The following is a 17,543-nucleotide window of genomic DNA, read 5'->3' as shown; positions in this document are numbered from 1 at the left end:
CCGTCTGCCCCCGCGAATCGTCCACGGACACAGCGAATCACAGCCGATTCAATCGACTCAACTTCTTTCCGGATGGGCTCTTACGGAGGACATTGGAGGAGCAGCGTCCCAAAGGTGCGAAGCCACGGCGCCTGGGGCCTTGGAGAGGCGCCCTGCCCCTCTCCAAACCTCACCCTGCCAAAGGCCTAAGAGACCGTTTGAAAAGTCCGGCACCGGCCCGCACCCCCACCCGACCACTCATTCCAGGATACTGACGTGGGTGGCAGGGTGGGGGTGCGGGCCGGTGCCGGACCTCAAGATGCGCCCCCTTGGCGCATTTTCAAACGGTCTCTAAGGGCCTCTGGACACCTCGAATTGGCGTTGAGCACGATGGTCTTATCGAGACGGGACAGTCGCGCCGGGCAGCATGCCCGGGGACTGCTTGGCACCGTGCAGGGTACGCATTCCGCTTCGGCGAAAGCCGCCCACTGCCCGACACCAAGTATAGGTTTCCAAAGGCCTCGGGCCTTTGGTGGGGGAGGTTCGGAGGGGGCAAAGCCCTCTCCGGTCCCCCAGGCCAGGCAGCAGCGCGACTGGCATACGCGCTTCCACACAGGCTCGAGCTCTGTCGCCTTCTCACTCCCGCCCGGCGCTGTAGCATGGCGGCTCCGAGGGGAAGGAACGCAGAATGGCCGGCCCATTGTTGTTCGCGCCGATGCAGATCAGGGGCGTGACCCTGAAGAACCGCGTCGTGGTTGCGCCGATGCACCAATATGCGGCGTCACGCGGCTTCGCCACCGACTGGCATTTGATGAATGCGGGGCGCTACGCCGCCGGCGGTGCGGGGCTGATGATGGTGGAAAGCACCAAGGTCGAGCAGCGCGGCTGCGGCACGATGGGCGATCTCGGCCTGTGGGACGATGCCTTCATCCCTGGGCTCAAGCGCATCGTCGACTTCATCCGGGCGCAGGATTGCGTGGCGGGCATCCAGATCGGGCATTCCGGCCGCAAGGCGCGGCGCTTCCGGCCGTGGGAGGGCGGGGCGCCGCTCACCCGCGAGGCGGTGGTCGAGGCGCTGGGGGCCGACGCGTGGGACGCGTGGGATTTGGTCGCGCCCTCGGCGGCGCGGTCGCCGGAAAGCGACCCGCTGCCGCGCGCCCTGTCGCGCACGGAGGTGAAGGACCTCGTTCTGCGTTGGGGCCAGGCCGCGCGCCGCGCGCAGGAGGCCGGCTTCGAGGTGCTGGAGATCCATGGCGCGCATGGCTACCTGATCCACCAGTTCCTCTCGCCCTTTTCCAACCAGCGCAACGACGAGTATGGCGGCGATGCCATGGGCCGGATGCGCTTCTGCACCGAAGTGGTGGAGGAGGTCCGCCGCCACTGGCCCGAGGAGAAGCCGCTGTTCCTGCGCCTGTCGGTCGAGGATGATGTGGGCTGGGGGCCGGCGGAGAGTGTCGAGCTGGCCAAGCTGGTCAAGCCGAAGGGCATCGACGTGATCGACTGCTCCTCGGGCGGGATGTCGGGCGCGCCGGTCACCAGTGCCGGGCCGATCGGCTATGGCTACCAGGTACCCTATGCCGAAAGGCTGCGGCGCGAGGCCGGCATCCTGTCGATGGCGGTCGGGCTGATCGTCCATGCCGACCAGGCGGAGGGCATCCTGCAGAAGGGCGAGGCCGACCTGATCGCGCTGGCGCGGGAGCTTCTGTACAATCCGAACTGGCCGATGGATGCGGCACAGAAGCTTGGCGTCGATCCGCGCTTCGCGCTGGTGCCGCCGGCCAGCGCCTATTGGCTGGAGAAGCGCGCGCGGCAAGTCAAGACGATGGTGCCGAGCACCTATCGGGACGCGCTGAAGGCCTCGGAACCCGTTTGAGAAGCCAGGCTCCGGCCCGTACGTCCATCCCCTGCGACCCATCCCGCAGACAGTCGTTGGGTGGCCGGGTGCGGGCGTCGGGACGCGCCGCGCGGCGCATTCCCCAACGGTTCCTGACACGAGACCGGCCACCAACCTCATTGATTCCACCGCAGCAAGGATTTTCGATCCGTGACATCCACGCCGCTCTGGCAATACGCCGCCACCGACCTCAGCGCCCTGATCCAGTCCGGTGAGGTCAGCGCGGTCGAGGCCGTCCGCGCCTCGGTCGAACGGATGCATGCGGTCAATCCCGCGCTCAACGCCGTGGTCACCGATTTGTCGGACTCGGCCCTGGAACGCGCCAGGGCGCTCGACGCCGCCCAGGGTCCGAAGGGCCCGCTGCATGGGGTGCCGATCACCATCAAGATCAACATCGACCAGAAGGGCGAGGCGAGCTCGAACGGCGTCGTCGCCTTCAAGGACCTGGTCGCGCCGGGTGATGCGCCGCTGGTGAAGAACCTGCTGGATGCCGGCGCCGTGGTGATCGGGCGGACCAATGTTCCGGAATTCTCCCGCCGCTGCGACACCGATAACCCGCTGTTCGGCAGGACGTGGAATCCGTGGGGGCGCCACGTCAGCCCGGGTGGCTCGTCGGGTGGGGCGGGCGCGGCGGTGGCGGCGGGCATCGGCGCGTTGGGGCATGGCAACGACATTGGCGGGTCGCTGCGCTTCCCTGCCGCCGGCAATGGCGTGGTCACGGTCAAGCCGGGGGTCGGGCGCGTGGCGGTCTACAACCCCTCGCAGACCGCGGAGCGCGGCATATTGGCGCAGCAGATGTCGGCCCAGGGGCTGCTGGCGCGCGCGGCGCGGGACCTGCACCTCGCCATGCCGGCGATGATTGGCGCCGATCCGCGCGATCCGTTCCATGTGCCGCTGCCCTGGCGCGGGCCGGCGCTCGCCGGGCCGATGAAGGTCGGCTTCAGCCGCGAGGCGCCGGACCTCCCGTTGCACTCCGAGGTGGAGAAGGCGCTGCTCGCCGCGCGCGATGCCCTGGCCGATGCCGGCTATGCGGTGGAGGAGATCACGCCGCCGTCGCTGCGCGAGATCGCCTTCGAGGGCCGTCAGGCGCTGATGACCGAGAGCTATCACCTGATGGCCGAGGACATCGCGAAATACGGCTCGCCGGCCATCGTCAGCGTGTTCGAGCAGAACTACCGCCGCACCCCGACGGTTGAGATGAAGCCCATGCTGGAGATGCTCGCCCGGCGGACTTTCTACGCGCGGCAGTGGTCGGTGCTGATGGCGGAATACCCGCTGTTCCTCTCCCCCTTCCTGCCGGTGCCCTTCTATGCGCCGGGCCGCGACGCGGAAGGGGCGGAAGGGCTGCGCGAGAGCATCGGCCAGGGGCATTGGTCGACGCTCGGCAACTATCTCGGCCTGCCGGCGGGGACTGTGCCGGCGGGGCTCGGCGACTTCCCGGAAGGGCCGAAGCCGATCGGGGTGCAGATCCTCGGGCAGCGCTGGCGCGAGGACCTGGTGGTGGACGCGATGGTCGCCATCGAGGATCGGTTGGGCACGCTGTCGAAGCAGCTTTGGGCGCGGATGGGCTGATTGAGGCGGGCGGGTCTGTTCGGTCGTGCGAAGGGTGGAACGGGAAAGGGGCTTTGCCCCTCGCCGGACCTCACCCCACCACGGGGACCCATTGACGTTGAGAAGCAACGCCAATGGGAGCTCCTCGGCCAGAGGCCTTTGGAAACCGATACCTAGTGTTGGGCAAAGCGAGGTTTTCGCCGACGCGTGACGCTCGCGTTGCCCTTTGCCAATCAGCCTCCCGGGCACTGCGCCCAGCGCGGCTTCTCGTGCTTGGCAAGACCGTCTGGCCCCGCGCCAGTTCCAGGTGTCCAGAGGCCCTTAGGCCTTTGGCGGGGAGGGTCCGGGAGGGGCAGAGCCCCTCTCGGTTCCACTCCTGCCGCGGATCAGACATGCGGCGCCGGCTACCCTACCCGGCCGTCGCCGAGTACCGCTTCAGCCGTTCCGCGATCACTCCGGCGACAGCCTCCACCGCCGCCCGGCGCGGGAAGGCCGCCCGACGGGCGATACGCACGGTGCGCGACACGCCGCGACGCAGCGGCACCAGAGTAATGCCGGCATCCTGTGCGGCGCCGGCGGCGAGGCCGGGGATCAGCGTCGTGCCGTAGCCGGCCGCGACCATGTTGATCAGCGTCGCCAGGGAGGAGGCCCGCAGCGAGCCGCCGCGCGGCCCGGCCAGGCCGCAGGCGGCCAGCGCCTGGTCGCGCAGGCAATGGCCGTCGGCCAGCACCAGCACGTCGGGGGCGAGTTCCTCCTCGCTGACGCGGGCGCGGCCGCACAAGGCATGGTCGGGCGGCAGGGCGGCGATGAAGGGTTCGGTGAACAGCGGTTCGGTGACGATGTCCGCGCCGTCCGGTTCGGTGGCGAGGATGGCGGCGTCGAGTTCATGCGCGCGCAGCCGTTCCAGCAGGACGGTCGTCACGTCTTCCCAGGGTTCGAGTTCGAGGCCGGGCAGTGCCTCGCGCAGTGGGCCGAACACCAGCGGCAGCAGATAGGGGCCGAGGGTGGGGATGATGCCGATGCGCATGCTGCCACGCAGCGGGTCCATCGCGGCGCGCGCCAGGGCGGCCATGGCATCCGTCTCGGCGACCGCGACGCGGGCATGGGCGAGCAACAGTTCGCAGATCGGGGTGGGGACCACCTGCTTGCTGCTGCGTTCGAAGAGCACGGTGCCGAGTTCTTCCTCCAGCTTGCGCAGCTGCACCGAGAGGGTGGGCTGGCTGACGCGGCAGGCCTCGGCGGCGCGGCCGAAATGGCGGTGCTCGGCGACGGCGAGCATGTAGCGGAGGTCTCGAAGGTTCATCGACACATCATCTTCGGCATTGCTGCAAGGCAGCATCATCCCCGGCAATGTTGCGGCGCAGCAGGATCCTGCGCCCGCGCAACGCAGGCGCCGCCATCCCACGGCATTCCTCGACCATTGGCAATGTCTATCGGAACCTTTGGAACTTGTGACTTCCGTAATCATTGGCCGGCCGCCTAGGCTGCCCCCAACACCAACCGCGGGAGGAGGGAGACGCATGACCGAACGCCAGGCGATGCATGGCCGGATCGTCCCCCATCGTCCGTCTCCGCGGGACAGTGTGTTCCCCCCAGTCACGAACGGAGAGACGAATGGACGGAAATAATGACGCCGCTGCGGGCAAATGCCCGTTCATGCATGGCAAGCCGACGGCGGCCCGGTTCACCACGCGCTCGAACCGCGACTGGTGGCCGAACCAGCTCAACCTGCGCATCCTCAGCCAGCAATCGGCCAAGTCCAATCCGCTGGGCCAGGGCTTCGACTATGCCGAGGCCTTCAAGGGCGTCGATGTCGAGGCGCTGAAGAAGGATGTCATCGCCCTGATGACGGTCAGCCAGGATTGGTGGCCAGCCGATTACGGGCATTACGGGCCGTTCTTCATCCGCATGTCCTGGCATGCGGCGGGGACCTATCGCACGGCGGATGGCCGCGGCGGCGCCTCGACCGGCGCGCAGCGTTTCGCGCCGGAGAATTCCTGGCCGGACAACGCCAATCTCGACAAGGCGCGCCGCCTGCTGTGGCCGATCAAGCAGAAATACGGCAACGCAGTCTCCTGGGCCGACCTGCTCGTCTTCGCCGGCACCTGCGCGATGGAATCGATGGGGCTGAAGCCCTTCGGCTTCGGCTTCGGCCGCGCCGACATCTGGGAGCCGGAGGAGGACATCTATTGGGGTGCGGAGGACACCTGGCTGGGCGACAAGCGCTACAGCGGTGACCGGCAGCTCGAGAACCCGCTCGCCGCGGTGCAGATGGGCCTCATCTACGTCAATCCGGAGGGGCCGAACGGCAACCCGGACCCGGTCGCCTCGGGCCGCGACATCCGCGAGACCTTCGCGCGCATGGCGATGAACGATGAGGAGACCGTCGCGCTGACCGCCGGCGGGCACACCTTCGGCAAGTGTCATGGCGCGGGCGATGCAACGCTGGTCGGACGCGAGCCGGAAGCCGGGCCGCTGGAGCAGATGGGCCTGGGCTGGATCAGCAGCTACAAGTCCGGCAAGGGCGTCGATGCCATCACCAGCGGCATCGAGGGTGCGTGGACGCCGACGCCGACGACGTGGGATGTCAGCTACTTCGACATGCTGCTCGGCTTCGACTGGGAACTGACCAAGAGCCCGGCCGGCGCGCATCAATGGAAGCCAAAGGACCCGGCGGCGCAGACGCTGGTGCCCGACGCGCATGACCCGTCCAAGCGCCACCCGCCGATGATGACGACGGCGGATATGGCGATGAAGATGGACCCGGAATACCGCAAGATTTCCGAGCGCTTCCACAAGAACCCCGACCAGTTCGCCGACGCCTTCGCCCGCGCCTGGTTCAAGCTGACGCATCGCGACATGGGGCCAAAGGTGCGTTACCTCGGCCCGCTCGTGCCGGCCGAGAACCTGATCTGGCAGGACCCGGTGCCGGCGGCGACGCATCCGCTGATCGATGCGGCGGATGTCGCGGCACTGAAGGCGCAGCTCCTCGCCTCCGGCCTGTCCATCGCGCAGCTGGTGTCTACCGCCTGGGCCTCGGCCTCGACCTTCCGTGGGTCGGACCGTCGCGGCGGGGCGAATGGCGCGCGCATCCGTCTCGCGCCGCAGAAGGATTGGGAGGCGAATGAGCCTGCCAAGCTTGCCGAGGTTCTCGGCAAGCTCGAAGCGGTGCAGGCGGCGTTCAACGCGCAGGCTGCCGGCGGCAAGAAGGTGTCTCTGGCCGACCTGATCGTGCTGGGTGGCTCGGCGGCGATTGAGCTGGCGGCCAAGGCGGCCGGGCACGATGTGACAGTGCCCTTCGTGCCGGGCCGTACGGATGCGACGCAGGAACAGACCGACGCGCATTCCTTCGAGCCGCTGGAGCCCGAGGCGGATGGGTTCCGCAACTACCGCCGCGCGCGCTACGTCGTCTCGGCTGAGGAACAGCTGGTCGACCGCGCGCAGTTGCTGACGCTGACGGCGCCGGAGATGACCGTGCTGGTCGGCGGGCTGCGGGTGCTGGGGGCGAACCATGGTGGGTCGCCGCATGGCGTGCTGACGAGCCGTCCGGGCACGCTGACGAACGACTTCTTCGTCAACCTGCTCGACATGGGCACCAGCTGGACGCCGACGGACGAGACGGCGGAAGCCTTTGAAGGCCGCGACCGCGCCTCCGGGACGGTGAAGTGGACGGGGACGCGCGTCGACCTGGTGTTCGGGTCGAACTCGCAGCTCCGCGCGCTGTCGGAGGTGTATGCGCAGGCCGACAATGGGCCGAAGTTCGTGAAGGACTTCGTCGCGGCCTGGGTGAAGGTGATGAACGCGGATCGGTTCGATCTGCGCTGAGGGAAGGTAAGGTCGGGGGAGGGGAACCTCCCCCGAACCCCCGCCCTTTTTCTGCGAATGGGCGCCGGCCTTGGGGGGCGGCGCCCTTGGTGGCATTCCAAAGGGCCCGGCCCTTTGGTGGGGTGGTTTGGAGGGGCGACGCCCCTCCAACCTTCCTGGCGACGATGAACAAGGGGCACCAGACCCCACAGGGAGGATCGCCATGGCCAGCACCGCGGATGACGCGACGCGGGAGGAAGTGCGCCGGGCCGGCCTCGCCGCCGACGGTCCCCTGCCGCGCCTCCTCAGCCTGCTGCGCACCGCCGAGGAAACCCATTTCGACGCTGCCGAGGCGCAGCGCCTGGCGGTGGAGAGCGGCCTCGCGATTGGGCGGACGGAACTGGCGGCGATGCTCGACACCATGGTGGCGCATGGGCTGCTGGGGCGGGTGCCGACGACCGGCGGCGCGGCGCTGTACGACACCATCCTCCGCCCGCATTCCCACATGCTGGACGAGGCGACGGCGATGATGGTGGACCTCGATGTCTCGCCGGAGACGCTGTCGGCGATCGTGGCGCGGGCGATCGCGGAACAGCCCGGGCGGGTCGAGGTGCTGCTGCGCACTCGGGCGCCGGAGAAGGCGCCCGAAGGGCCGACCAGGCGAGGGCGGCCGCGACGGATCGGGTGAGAGGGGGGCGTGGTTCGCGCCCCACCCCTTGCGCCCGCCCCCTCGCACCCCCTACTCCCCTCCCGCGCGGCCTTGCCGTTCGAGGGAATGCGATGAACTGGATTTCAGACTGGGCCCTGCCGAAGATCTCGGGCCTCTTCAAGCGGGATGTGCCGGAGAATCTCTGGCACAAATGCCCCGCCTGCGAGCAGATGATCTTCCGCCGCGACCTCGATGCCGCGCTGAATGTCTGCCCGCATTGCGGCCACCACATGCGCATTTCCGCCGTGCGCCGGTTGGAATGCACGTTGGATGCCGGCTTCTCCCGGATCGAACTGCCCAAGGCGCCGGCCGACCCGCTGCGCTTCCGTGACCAGCGGCGGTATTCTGACCGGCTGAAGGAAGCGCAGGTGAAATCCGCGATGGATGACGCCGTCGCCGTCGCCCATGGCATGATCGAGGGGCAGCGCGCCGTCGTCGCCGCCTTCGAATTCGCCTTCATGGCCGGGTCGATGGGCGCGGGGGTGGGCGAGGCGATCGTCACCGCCGCCAAGCTCGCCGTGTTGCAGGACAGCCCGCTGATCATCTTCACCGCCTCGGGCGGGGCGCGCATGCAAGAAGGCGCGGTGTCGCTGATGCAGATGCCGCGCACCGTCATCGCCACGCGGCTGGTCAAGGAAGCCGGCCTGCCCTTCATCGTGGTGATGTGCGACCCGACCACGGGGGGTGTCACCGCCTCCTTCGCCATGCTGGGCGACATCCAGATCGCCGAACCGGGCGCCATGATCGGCTTCGCCGGTGCGCGCGTGATCGAACAGACGGTGCGCGAGAAGCTGCCCGATGGCTTCCAGCGCGCCGAATACCTGCTGGAGCACGGCATTCTCGACATGGTGGTCAAGCGCGGCGAGATGCGCGCCACGCTCGCCCGCGTCATCGGGTTGCTGCGCATGCCGCTGATCGAATCCGGGCTGGCGAGGGAGGCGGAGGAACAACTCGCCCTGCCGCCGCCCGAGGAGCCCACCGCCTCCGCCCAGGCCTGAGCGCATGTCCCGTGCCGAGGCGATCGTTGAGCGCCTGCATGCGTTGCATCCCAAGCTGATCGACCTCAGCCTCGACCGTCTGGAGCGCGCTCTGGCCGCGCTGGACCACCCCGAGCGCAGGCTGCCGCCGGTGGTTCATGTGGCGGGCACCAATGGCAAGGGCTCGACCTGCGCGATGCTGCGCGCCATCACCGAGGCGGCGGGGATGCGCGCGCATGTCTATACCTCCCCGCATCTGGTGCATTTCCACGAACGGGTGCGGCTGGCCGGCACGCTGGTGACGGATGAGGTGCTGAGCGCGGCGCTGGAGGAGGTCGAGGCGGCCAATGCCGGCCTGCCGATCACCGTGTTCGAGATCACCACCGCCGCGGCGTTGTTGCTGTTCAGCCGCGTGCCGGCCGATGTGCTGGTGTTGGAAGTGGGCCTCGGCGGGCTCTACGACGCGACCAATGTGGTGGCCAGGCCGGCGGCGACGGCGATCACCTCGGTGTCGATGGACCACATGGATTTCCTCGGCGATACGCTGGCAGGCATCGCCACCGAGAAGGCCGGCATCATCAAGCCGGGCGTGCCCTGTGCGACAGGGTTCCAGGCGCCTGAGGCGCGCGCGGTGATCGAACGCATCGCAGCCGAACGCGGTGCGCCGTTGCTGGAACGCGGGCGGGACTGGCGCTGCGATCCGGTGCCGGGCGGGCTGCTTTATGCCGATGCGCGGGGCGAGGTCGCCCTGCCACCGACCGCCCTGCCCGGGCCGCACCAGGCGGAGAATGCCGGCATCGCCATCGCCGCGCTGCGCGCCTGGAGCCCGGCGTGGTTGACCGATGGGGCCATCGCGCGCGGGGTCGCTTCCGCCGAATGGCCGGCGCGGCTGCAGCGGCTGGACGGTGAGCTGGCGCGCTCCCTGCCGCCGGGTTTCGAGCTGTGGCTCGATGGCGGGCACAATGCCGGGGCGGGCATCGCACTCGCCGCCCATCTGCCATCCTGGGCCGACCGGCCGCTGCACATCGTCGTCGGAATGAAGAAGGGCAAGGCGAGCGGGGAGTTCCTGCGGCCGCTGATCCCCTTCGCGACGACGCTGACCGCGGTGGCGGAACCCGGCCAGCATCTGGCGATGAGCGTGGACGAGATCATCGCCGCCAGCGGTGGCGTGGCACGGCCGGGGCCGACGGTGGCGGCGGCCCTGGCGCGGATCGCCCGGGAGGAGCGGCCGGGGCGGGTGCTGGTGTGCGGCAGCCTCTATCTGGCCGGCGAAGTCTTGAAGGCGGAGGCCGGATCGCCGGCCTGACGGGGATCGGGCGGCGGCGCTCGAACACCCCTGGCGGGGCCCCTCGCGGTCCCGCACCGTCGTTCGATTGCCGACACCGGGGCCTGGCGGCGTGCCGCTCCCGTGACGCGACTTGGCCGTGTTTTGGCCGGCATGCCCCCGGCATCATGCTGCTCCGTGACAACCCTTGGAGCCGTCAGGCGTTCTGCGCATGACGAAGGGGCATGTCCCCCAGGCAGAGGTAGCCGCATGATACAAAGCAAGGCTCTATGGGTAGGCGCGGTCGCCTCGATGATGGCGTCACCGCTCGCCGCCCAGACCGCCGCCCCGCCGCCCGACATGGCCGGCACCCTCGGCTTTTCGGTCGAGAACGACACGCTCAACGGCACCGACCGGAACTACACCAACGGGCTGCTGCTGACCTGGCGGTCGCCCTCGGCCGACCTGCCGGCACCGCTTGCCTGGCTCGACCGCCAACTCGACTTCATCCAGGGGCCGGGCCGGCTGCGCTGGGGCCTCGCCCTCGGCCAATCCATCTTCACCCCCACCGATACCCAGGCAACCAACCCCGACCCGAATGACCGGCCCTATGCCGGGCTGCTCTATGGGGCGCTGTCCCTGTCGCGGGTGACCGACACCTCGCTGTCGGTACTCGAATTGCAGGCGGGCATGGTCGGGCCGTCGGCCGGCGGCAAGTTCGTCCAGAACAGCTTCCACGCGGCGATCGGCGTGGAGCCGTCGAATGGTTGGGACTATCAGCTCAACGATGAGCCGGTGGTGGCACTGATCCTCGACCGCAAATGGCGGGTGCGCCTTGCCGGGGACGAGCATCTCGGGCTCGAACTGTTGCCCTCCGCGACGGTCAGCATCGGCAATCTCGCCACCTATGTCGCCGGCGGCGCGCTGTTGCGGGTTGGGCGCAACCTCGACGCCGATTTCGGCCCGCCCCGCATCCGCCCCGCACTCGCCGGCAGCGCCTTCTTCCAGCCGCAGGGCGACAGCTTCGGCTGGTACATCTTCGGCGGCGCCGAAGGGCGCGCGGTGGCACGCGACGTCCTGCTCGACGGCAACACCTGGTCGGAAAGCCGCAGCGTCGACAGCCGGCCGCTGGTGGCGGATCTGCAGGCAGGCATCGCGGTGATGTGGCAGGGGGTGCGCTTCTCCTACACGCAGGTCTGGCGGACCGAGGAATTCTACGGGCAGCGCGGCGGAATGCAGCAGTTCGGGTCGCTGAACATGTCGGTCAGGTTTTGACGCAAGGCGAAAGAAGCAAGAACGGGGGAGAGAACTCCCCCCATATCTTCGTTATCCGCACACGAGGACATCGCATCGACGAGACGTCCAGCGGTGGCGTCGTGCTCGTTCGGAAACGTCCCGCCGGCCTTGAGCACGGTCATGAGATGCGCGACGAATTCGATGCCCGGTGTCCGTCGTCGGATGATTTGAGACGGTGGAGCGTGCTCAGGATTGGAGTGTCTGGCTCACCTTGGTTGAAGGTTACGCGGCCTGCTGTTGGTGCAGCAAGCGGCGGCGTTGGATGGTCTGACGCTTGATGCGGTCCCGCTCGCGCAGGATGACGGTGCCGCGGCCGAAGTAGACATCGGCCGGAGTGAGGTTCTGCAGGCTCTCGTGGGCGCGGCGGTGGTTGTAGTGCTCGACGAAAGCGGCGACCTGGGCTTCGAGCACGCCGGGCAGGTAGTGATTCTCGAGCGGAATGCGGTTCTTCAGGATCTGGTGCCAGCGCTTAATCTTGCCCTGGGTCTGCGGGTGGCACGACACGCCGCGAGTGTGCCGGATGCCGTTGCCGGCGAGCCAATCGGCGAGCTCGCCGACGATGTAGCTTGGCCCAAGGAAGGCGCACCACCCAGCGATCAAATTCCTTGACGATATTCTTCCGATCGCCAGTGCCGAGATCGACGCAATCCGCGACACCGGCACGGCTCGACGCTTATGTCGAGGAGCAGCGCCAGCGCGAAAACCGGAACGCAACCACTGAAGGGCGCCTGCGCGGGCTGCCGGCAGCGCTGTGGGATCGAGCTCGCCGCGGCGCGACAGGAAGCCAAGCCACATGCAATAGTCCCGGCGGGTCTTGCCCGGTGACGCGGGCCGAAACCGTCGGGAGAGCCGGTCGGGGCCGAACAGACTAGGCGAGGCTGCCTTCCGCGTTTCCCAAAGGCGGCGGTCGACCTCCGGCCACTGCTGGAACGGCAGGCTGAGCCTCGACGGCCTCATTTCGGGTTCCGCTGCAGCTGGCCGCGCGCCTGGCGGTGGCATGGGGGGATGGGCGGCATGAACTTCTGATTGTCGGCGGGACATCCGGGAGTTTCGAGGGGGCGGGTCGAGGCGTCCGCCCCTCGTGCTTGGATTGCCGACCAACAGCGTGCCAACTCGGCCGGATACGGTACTCGCCTTAGAAAGTAGCCGCGCCACTGTGATGTGGGTCCATGCTGCAGCGCCGCTCGGCGTCGGCACACCGCGCATCGGCATCGCACACGCGACGGCGTCATATCCCTTGATTCCCTCGCAGCAGAGCCGATCCACTAGCCAAGGCTAGCCGATGAGCCGCACGCTGGCTTCGGCTGCTGCGGTCGTGTCCTGGCCCCACTGAAGGCCGGGATCCTCAGTCACCACCCGGCGCCTTCCCGCGTGCAGGCTCGGAGGCTCAGAATGCCCGACACACTGCTTCAGCCGCATATCCGCCCACGGGCTTCTAATGACGCGTTGCCGGCCGAACATGCAGCCGGCTACCCACCATATTGGTCCACACCCAAAGGGAGCCGGGTCTAATGAGGCAAACGCCAGTGTGGATCGCACCACGACTTGCCGAAAGGATCTGGGGCCGTAGAGATCTGGGGGGCTGGGTCAGCGTTTCTCGCATCGGTGTCCACGGACCGATCGGGGAAGCATGGCTGACCGACGTGAACTGCGAGGTCGAGACCGGCGGCACTCTCGGTGCCCTGCTGGCGCGCGACCAGCCGGCTCGCACCGCGCCGCCCTTGCTAGCCAAGTTGCTCTTCACCTCGGCGCCGCTATCGGTGCAGGTGCACCCGACGGACGTCGCGGCCCATGCGTCAGGCGTGCTCGCATCCGGCAAGGATGAGGCCTGGCACGTCCTGGAAGCGACATCCGATGCCCAGGTCTGGATCGGTTTCCACCAGCCAGTTACCGCACGCATGCTTCGCGCGACATCAGCAGATGGGACTGTGCTCTCGCTGATGCGTCGGCACGCAGTGCGCACCGGCGAGACGTTATTCGTCCCAGCCGGCACGGTGCACGCGATAGGCGCCGGCCTGGTGCTGCTGGAGGTGCAGGATCCGATCGATGTGACCTACCGCCTTTTCGATTACGGACGGCCGCGTCCGTTGCAGATCGATGAGGCATTGTCGGTCGCCGATCTCCGCAGCTCCCGCGTTGTCATCGGCACCGCGACGATGGCTACGCGACAGATCCTGGCTGTCGCGCCGCGCTTCGTGCTGGAGCGAATTGAGTCCGAAAACGGCTTCACGCTGCGATCGGACGGGAGTCGCGAGCATATCGTCGTGCCGCTCGCAGACGGCGCCACGGTGGATGGCCGCGCCCTGGCGCGGGGTTCCGCCGTGCTCGTTCCGGCGATGGGCGACCCCGTCGGCATCGCCGGCGCGGCAGTCGCGGTACTCCATAGTGGCCTCGGCCCAAGCCCATGCCTCGCGATGAGCTGAGCCCTCAGCCCATCGCGCCGAGCAGATCCGCTACGGGCAGCACGGCAAAGCGCGTGGCGGTATCTGAAGTCGCGTAGGGCAGGATCAACCTTCCTGCGTGCACCAACGAACCGCAGGAATAGACGACGTTCGGCACATAGCCGTTTCGCTCGCCCCCGATCGCCGTGAGCAGAGGCTTGCGCAACCGCGCGATCATCCGACTCGGATCGTTCAGGTCCAGCAGCGCCGCGCCGATGCAGTAGCGACGCATCGGGCCCACACCATGGGTGATGACAAGCCAACCTTCCGGCAGTTCGATCGGGCTGCCGCAATTGCCGATCTGCACGAATTCCCAGGGCTCCGCCGCGGAGAGGATCTCCGTCGCATCGTTCCAGACGTGTAGGTCGTCGGACGTGACCAGCTGCAGCGTCTCACCATCCGAGCGCGCCAACATCGCGTAACGTCCACCAACGCGACGCGGGAACATCGCCATGCCCTTGTTGCTGACCGCATCCCCACTCAGCGGTATGAAAGAGAAGCGTCGGAAATCGTCGGTCCGCAGCATCTCGGGTGCGATCTCCCGGCCGGAATAGGCGGTGTAGGTGGCGAAGTAGGTAAGGCGACCGTCATCTTCGACGAAGTGGACCAGGCGCGCATCCTCGATGCCGTTTCGTTGCTGCGGGGTGATCGGAAAGATGACGCGCTCGCCCAGCTCCGTGCCGGGTTGAAAGGTCACATCGTAGGCATCGGCCAGCCGCGCCGCGGTGCTGCGCCGTGGGGTCGTGGCGAAGCGGCCCGGTGGATCAAGGCGGATCTCGCCCGCCCCGGTGACCACGCCGGAGCAGAAGCAGATCGAACTGATGTGGCCCTCGCCGGTGGCACGCAGACTCATCACGAAGCGCAGCTCATCCGCATCAAGCCCCGTCTGGTCCGGATGCGGGACGATCGACGGGTTGAACAGCGCGGTCGATTGGAAGCTGTACTCGTTGCTGAAGAAGGCTCCGATCAGCAATCGGCGCGCCTCGATCGGGTCTTCCTCCAGACCCAGTAGGTCACGGATCTGCGCGTAGCGCTCGGCGAAGGTGGTCGCAAGGTCGGTATGGCGTGCGCCGAAATCGCGCAGCGTTGTCGCTAATTCCGCTTCGACCGCCGTCACGTCCATCGCGAGGATCCGGTCGATCAGACGCGTCGCGCGCAGCAGATCCGACCGGTGCAGGTCCCGCGGATCAAGAGCGGAGAGAAACGGGCGCAGGATGACGCGGGCAGGGTCGGGTTCGATCAGGATCGGCAGCCTGACCGGGCCGGCATAGCCGTCGGTCACTCGGCGACCTGCACGAAGCCGTCAGCAAGATTGAGTGACGTTGCAGTCAGTGCAGCGCGAAGCTCGGTCGAGGCCATCAGGAAGGCGAGCGTCGATTCTGCACCCTGGTTTCCGTTCACACGGTCACACAACAACCCGTCACAGCATCCACCGGTACGTGCGTCATACAATGGCTGCCCGAGATCATTGTCGCCGAGGAACCAGGAGAAGGCGCGCTGGGCCTCGGTCAGCCAGACGTCATGGCCGGTCACGCGCCAGGCTTCGAGGCACGCACTGATGGTCGCGGCGGCCTCGAGTGGCTGCTGGTCGAAGACCGCGCGTTCGCCATCTCGACGCCAAAAGCCCTCGGAGCCGATCGGGCGGAAATGCCCGGCCTCCGCGGTCTGGGCCTGACAGAGCCAGTCAAGCGCCTCGATGCCGAGCGCGACCCATTCCGGCCGCCCGGCCTGATGGCCAGCGGCGATCAGCGCCTGCGGCAGGCGGGCATTATCGTAGGAGACGACCTCCTCGAACCAGGTCCAGCCTGGGCGTCGATTACCGCGCAGGTGATCGTAGAGTCGTTCCGCAAGGGCCGTCCGTAGCCGAGCCAGGCGCAAATCCTCCGGTCGTGCGGCGAGGGATTCGACAATGCCCAACAGGGCGAAGGCCCAGGCGCGCTGGGAGGTCAGCGCGAGCACGGGCGGCGCGGCCCGTTCCAGCAGGCCATAAGCCCAGGCGCGATGCGACGCGTCGGCGGCCTTCGCGGCCACGGTGCCGATCGCCCAGACGGCGCGACCGTGGCTGTCGTCGGAGCCGGCGGCTTCCAGCCAGCGTCGGTCATAAGCCATGAAGTTGCGGAACCGTCCGGCCGCCGCATCCCAGGCGTGCTGCACGAAGGCTGCCGTGATCCCGAACAGATCACCCGCGGGCGACGGCGCCGCGCGGCCGGCGGTCAATTGCGTGGCGAGGATCAACCCGCGGGCATTGTCGTCGACACAATAGCCATGTGCGCGGTTGATGATCGCCAACGTCGCGTGCTGGGCGAGGCCGGTGGCATCCAGCAGCTGCCCGAGATGCGCAAGGTTCACCGGCGGGACGATGCCACCCTGCGATGAGACACCCCGCCGCAGCGATGCGACGACGCCGGCACCCCCCGCCTTCGCAGTCGCCTTGAGCTGTTGCGGCCTTGCGCGACGCGTCGCTTCCAGCCGCGCCTGGTCGAAGACCGCCCGATATCGCTCGCCGATGCGCGACCACCGCATGTCGTGTCCAAGCGTATAGGCCGTCTCACGCATCGCCCGCAGCCGGTCAGGGTCGGCGAGCAGGCCCACCACCGCGGCGGCAATCGCCGGCGGATCGGTGAAGGGCACCAACACGCCGCGCCCCTCCGCCAACAGTTCCGCTGCATGCCAATAGGGTGTCGAGACCACCGCCTTGCCCATCCCGAAACTGTAGGCGAGTGTTCCCGAGACGCTCTGCGCCTCATTCAGATACGGGGTGAGGTAGATATCCGCGGCGGCAATGGCGCGTGTCAGCGTCGGCAAGTCGACGAAGCGGTCGAGGAAACGCACATGGTCGCTGACACCGAGTTCCGCCGCGAGGCGCTTGAGGGAGTCGCGATGCGCTTCGCCGTCCCGTCGCAGGATATTCGGATGGGTGGCGCCGACGACGAGATAAAGTGCATCCGGTCGGCGCGCGACGATCGCAGGCATGGCGCGAATGGCCTGCTCGATCCCCTTGCCAGGCGACAGCAGCCCGAATGTGAGCAGCACTGTCCGCCCGACGGCGTCGAACTCGGCCTTGTGTCCGGTGGGCGGCGTCTCGGCCGGCATATCCGGGATCCCGTGCGGTATCACGGTGATGCGGTCGGCGCGGACGTTGTGAACGCTCGTGAGGATACGCTGCGATCGCTCGGTCATCACCACAAGCCGCCCGGCGTGACGGATCACTTCCTCCATCACGCGGAACTGGCCGCGCGTGGGGTGGTCCAGGACGGTGTGCAGCGTCGCCACCACCGGCATCGCGGCACCTTCGAGCAGGGTCAGCACCCGTTCCCCATCGCGATCGCCGAAGATGCCGTACTCGTGCTGGACACAAAGAATATCGGCGTTCACCTCGCCGAGGAATTCAGCGGCGCGGCAATAGGCGCGCGTGTCGTGCTCTGGGATCTGCAGCCAGACCTCCGGCGGATAGGCGTGGCTGGCACCCGACTCCGTCATCGCCAGGACGAAGCACTCGGCGTCGGGTAGCGCGCCGGCGACAGCACTACGCAGGTCGCCCGTGAAGGTGGCGAGGCCGCACATCCGTGGGGGATGATTGCCGAGGAAGGCGATACGGTGGAGCGGCGAGACTGACGACTTCATCGTG

Annotated in this window: 11 protein-coding genes and 1 pseudogene; 8 read left to right on the top strand and 4 right to left on the bottom strand. The window is 68.0% G+C overall.

Going from position 1 to position 17,543, the window contains the following annotated elements; genetic code table 11:
- The first annotated feature begins 667 nt into the window (after positions 1-667).
- Both IEY36_RS28120 and IEY36_RS28115 read left to right on the top strand, forming a co-directional pair.
- Entirely contained in the window at positions 668-1,852 is a 1,185-nt protein-coding gene (locus IEY36_RS28120; protein WP_188973252.1) for an NADH:flavin oxidoreductase/NADH oxidase, read from the top strand.
- Between the two features lie 171 nt (positions 1,853-2,023).
- Positions 2,024-3,445, top strand: a complete 1,422-nt coding sequence (locus IEY36_RS28115; RefSeq protein ID WP_188973250.1) for an amidase — start codon at positions 2,024-2,026, stop codon at positions 3,443-3,445.
- A gap of 388 nt (positions 3,446-3,833) precedes the next feature.
- On the opposite strand, the gene IEY36_RS28110 is transcribed toward IEY36_RS28115, so the two are convergent.
- On the bottom strand, positions 3,834-4,727 hold the full coding sequence (locus IEY36_RS28110; protein WP_188973248.1) for a LysR substrate-binding domain-containing protein: 894 nt from the start codon (positions 4,725-4,727) through the stop codon (positions 3,834-3,836).
- Between the two features lie 311 nt (positions 4,728-5,038).
- Between IEY36_RS28110 and katG the strand changes: the two genes are divergently transcribed.
- The 5 genes from katG (at position 5,039) to IEY36_RS28085 (ending at position 11,453) form a co-directional block, all read left to right on the top strand.
- A complete protein-coding gene (gene katG, locus IEY36_RS28105; protein ID WP_188973246.1) occupies positions 5,039-7,249 on the top strand; it encodes a catalase/peroxidase HPI in 2,211 nt (736 codons plus the stop codon).
- Positions 7,250-7,451: 202 nt separating this feature from the next.
- Positions 7,452-7,916 carry a helix-turn-helix domain-containing protein gene (locus tag IEY36_RS28100; RefSeq protein ID WP_188973244.1) on the top strand — a complete coding sequence of 155 codons (465 nt, stop codon included), beginning with the start codon at positions 7,452-7,454 and terminating at the stop codon, positions 7,914-7,916.
- 92 nt (positions 7,917-8,008) lie between these two features.
- The gene (gene accD / locus IEY36_RS28095; protein ID WP_188973242.1) at positions 8,009-8,935 is read left to right on the top strand and encodes an acetyl-CoA carboxylase, carboxyltransferase subunit beta; all 927 of its coding nucleotides are present in this window, start codon (positions 8,009-8,011) and stop codon (positions 8,933-8,935) included.
- A gap of 4 nt (positions 8,936-8,939) precedes the next feature.
- Positions 8,940-10,220, top strand: coding sequence for a bifunctional folylpolyglutamate synthase/dihydrofolate synthase (locus IEY36_RS28090; protein ID WP_188973240.1), 1,281 nt, complete (start codon positions 8,940-8,942; stop codon positions 10,218-10,220).
- Positions 10,221-10,490: 270 nt separating this feature from the next.
- Positions 10,491-11,453 (top strand): lipid A deacylase LpxR family protein, encoded by a 963-nt coding sequence (locus tag IEY36_RS28085; protein ID WP_229681643.1) that lies wholly within the window; start codon positions 10,491-10,493, stop codon positions 11,451-11,453.
- A gap of 243 nt (positions 11,454-11,696) precedes the next feature.
- On the opposite strand, the pseudogene IEY36_RS28080 reads toward IEY36_RS28085, so the two are convergent.
- Positions 11,697-12,047, bottom strand: a pseudogene (locus IEY36_RS28080) (integrase core domain-containing protein); the annotation flags it as partial.
- A 908-nt stretch (positions 12,048-12,955) separates the two neighbouring features.
- Between IEY36_RS28080 and IEY36_RS28075 the strand changes: the two are divergent.
- Positions 12,956-13,897, top strand: coding sequence for a class I mannose-6-phosphate isomerase (locus IEY36_RS28075; protein WP_188973236.1), 942 nt, complete (start codon positions 12,956-12,958; stop codon positions 13,895-13,897).
- 4 nt (positions 13,898-13,901) lie between these two features.
- Here the strand turns inward: IEY36_RS28075 and IEY36_RS28070 are convergent, their stop codons facing one another.
- Both IEY36_RS28070 and IEY36_RS28065 read right to left on the bottom strand, forming a co-directional pair.
- Positions 13,902-15,197 carry a glycoside hydrolase family 130 protein gene (locus IEY36_RS28070; RefSeq protein WP_229681642.1) on the bottom strand — a complete coding sequence of 432 codons (1,296 nt, stop codon included), beginning with the start codon at positions 15,195-15,197 and terminating at the stop codon, positions 13,902-13,904.
- Entirely contained in the window at positions 15,194-17,539 is a 2,346-nt protein-coding gene (locus IEY36_RS28065) for a glycosyltransferase family 4 protein (protein WP_188973234.1), read from the bottom strand. The genes IEY36_RS28070 and IEY36_RS28065 overlap by 4 nt, the downstream gene beginning before the upstream one ends.
- Positions 17,540-17,543 lie beyond the last annotated feature (4 nt).

This window comes from Neoroseomonas lacus, assembly GCF_014644535.1.
Lineage (GTDB): Bacteria > Pseudomonadota > Alphaproteobacteria > Acetobacterales > Acetobacteraceae > Neoroseomonas > Neoroseomonas lacus.
This window is presented reverse-complemented; position numbering and strand designations above follow the sequence as displayed.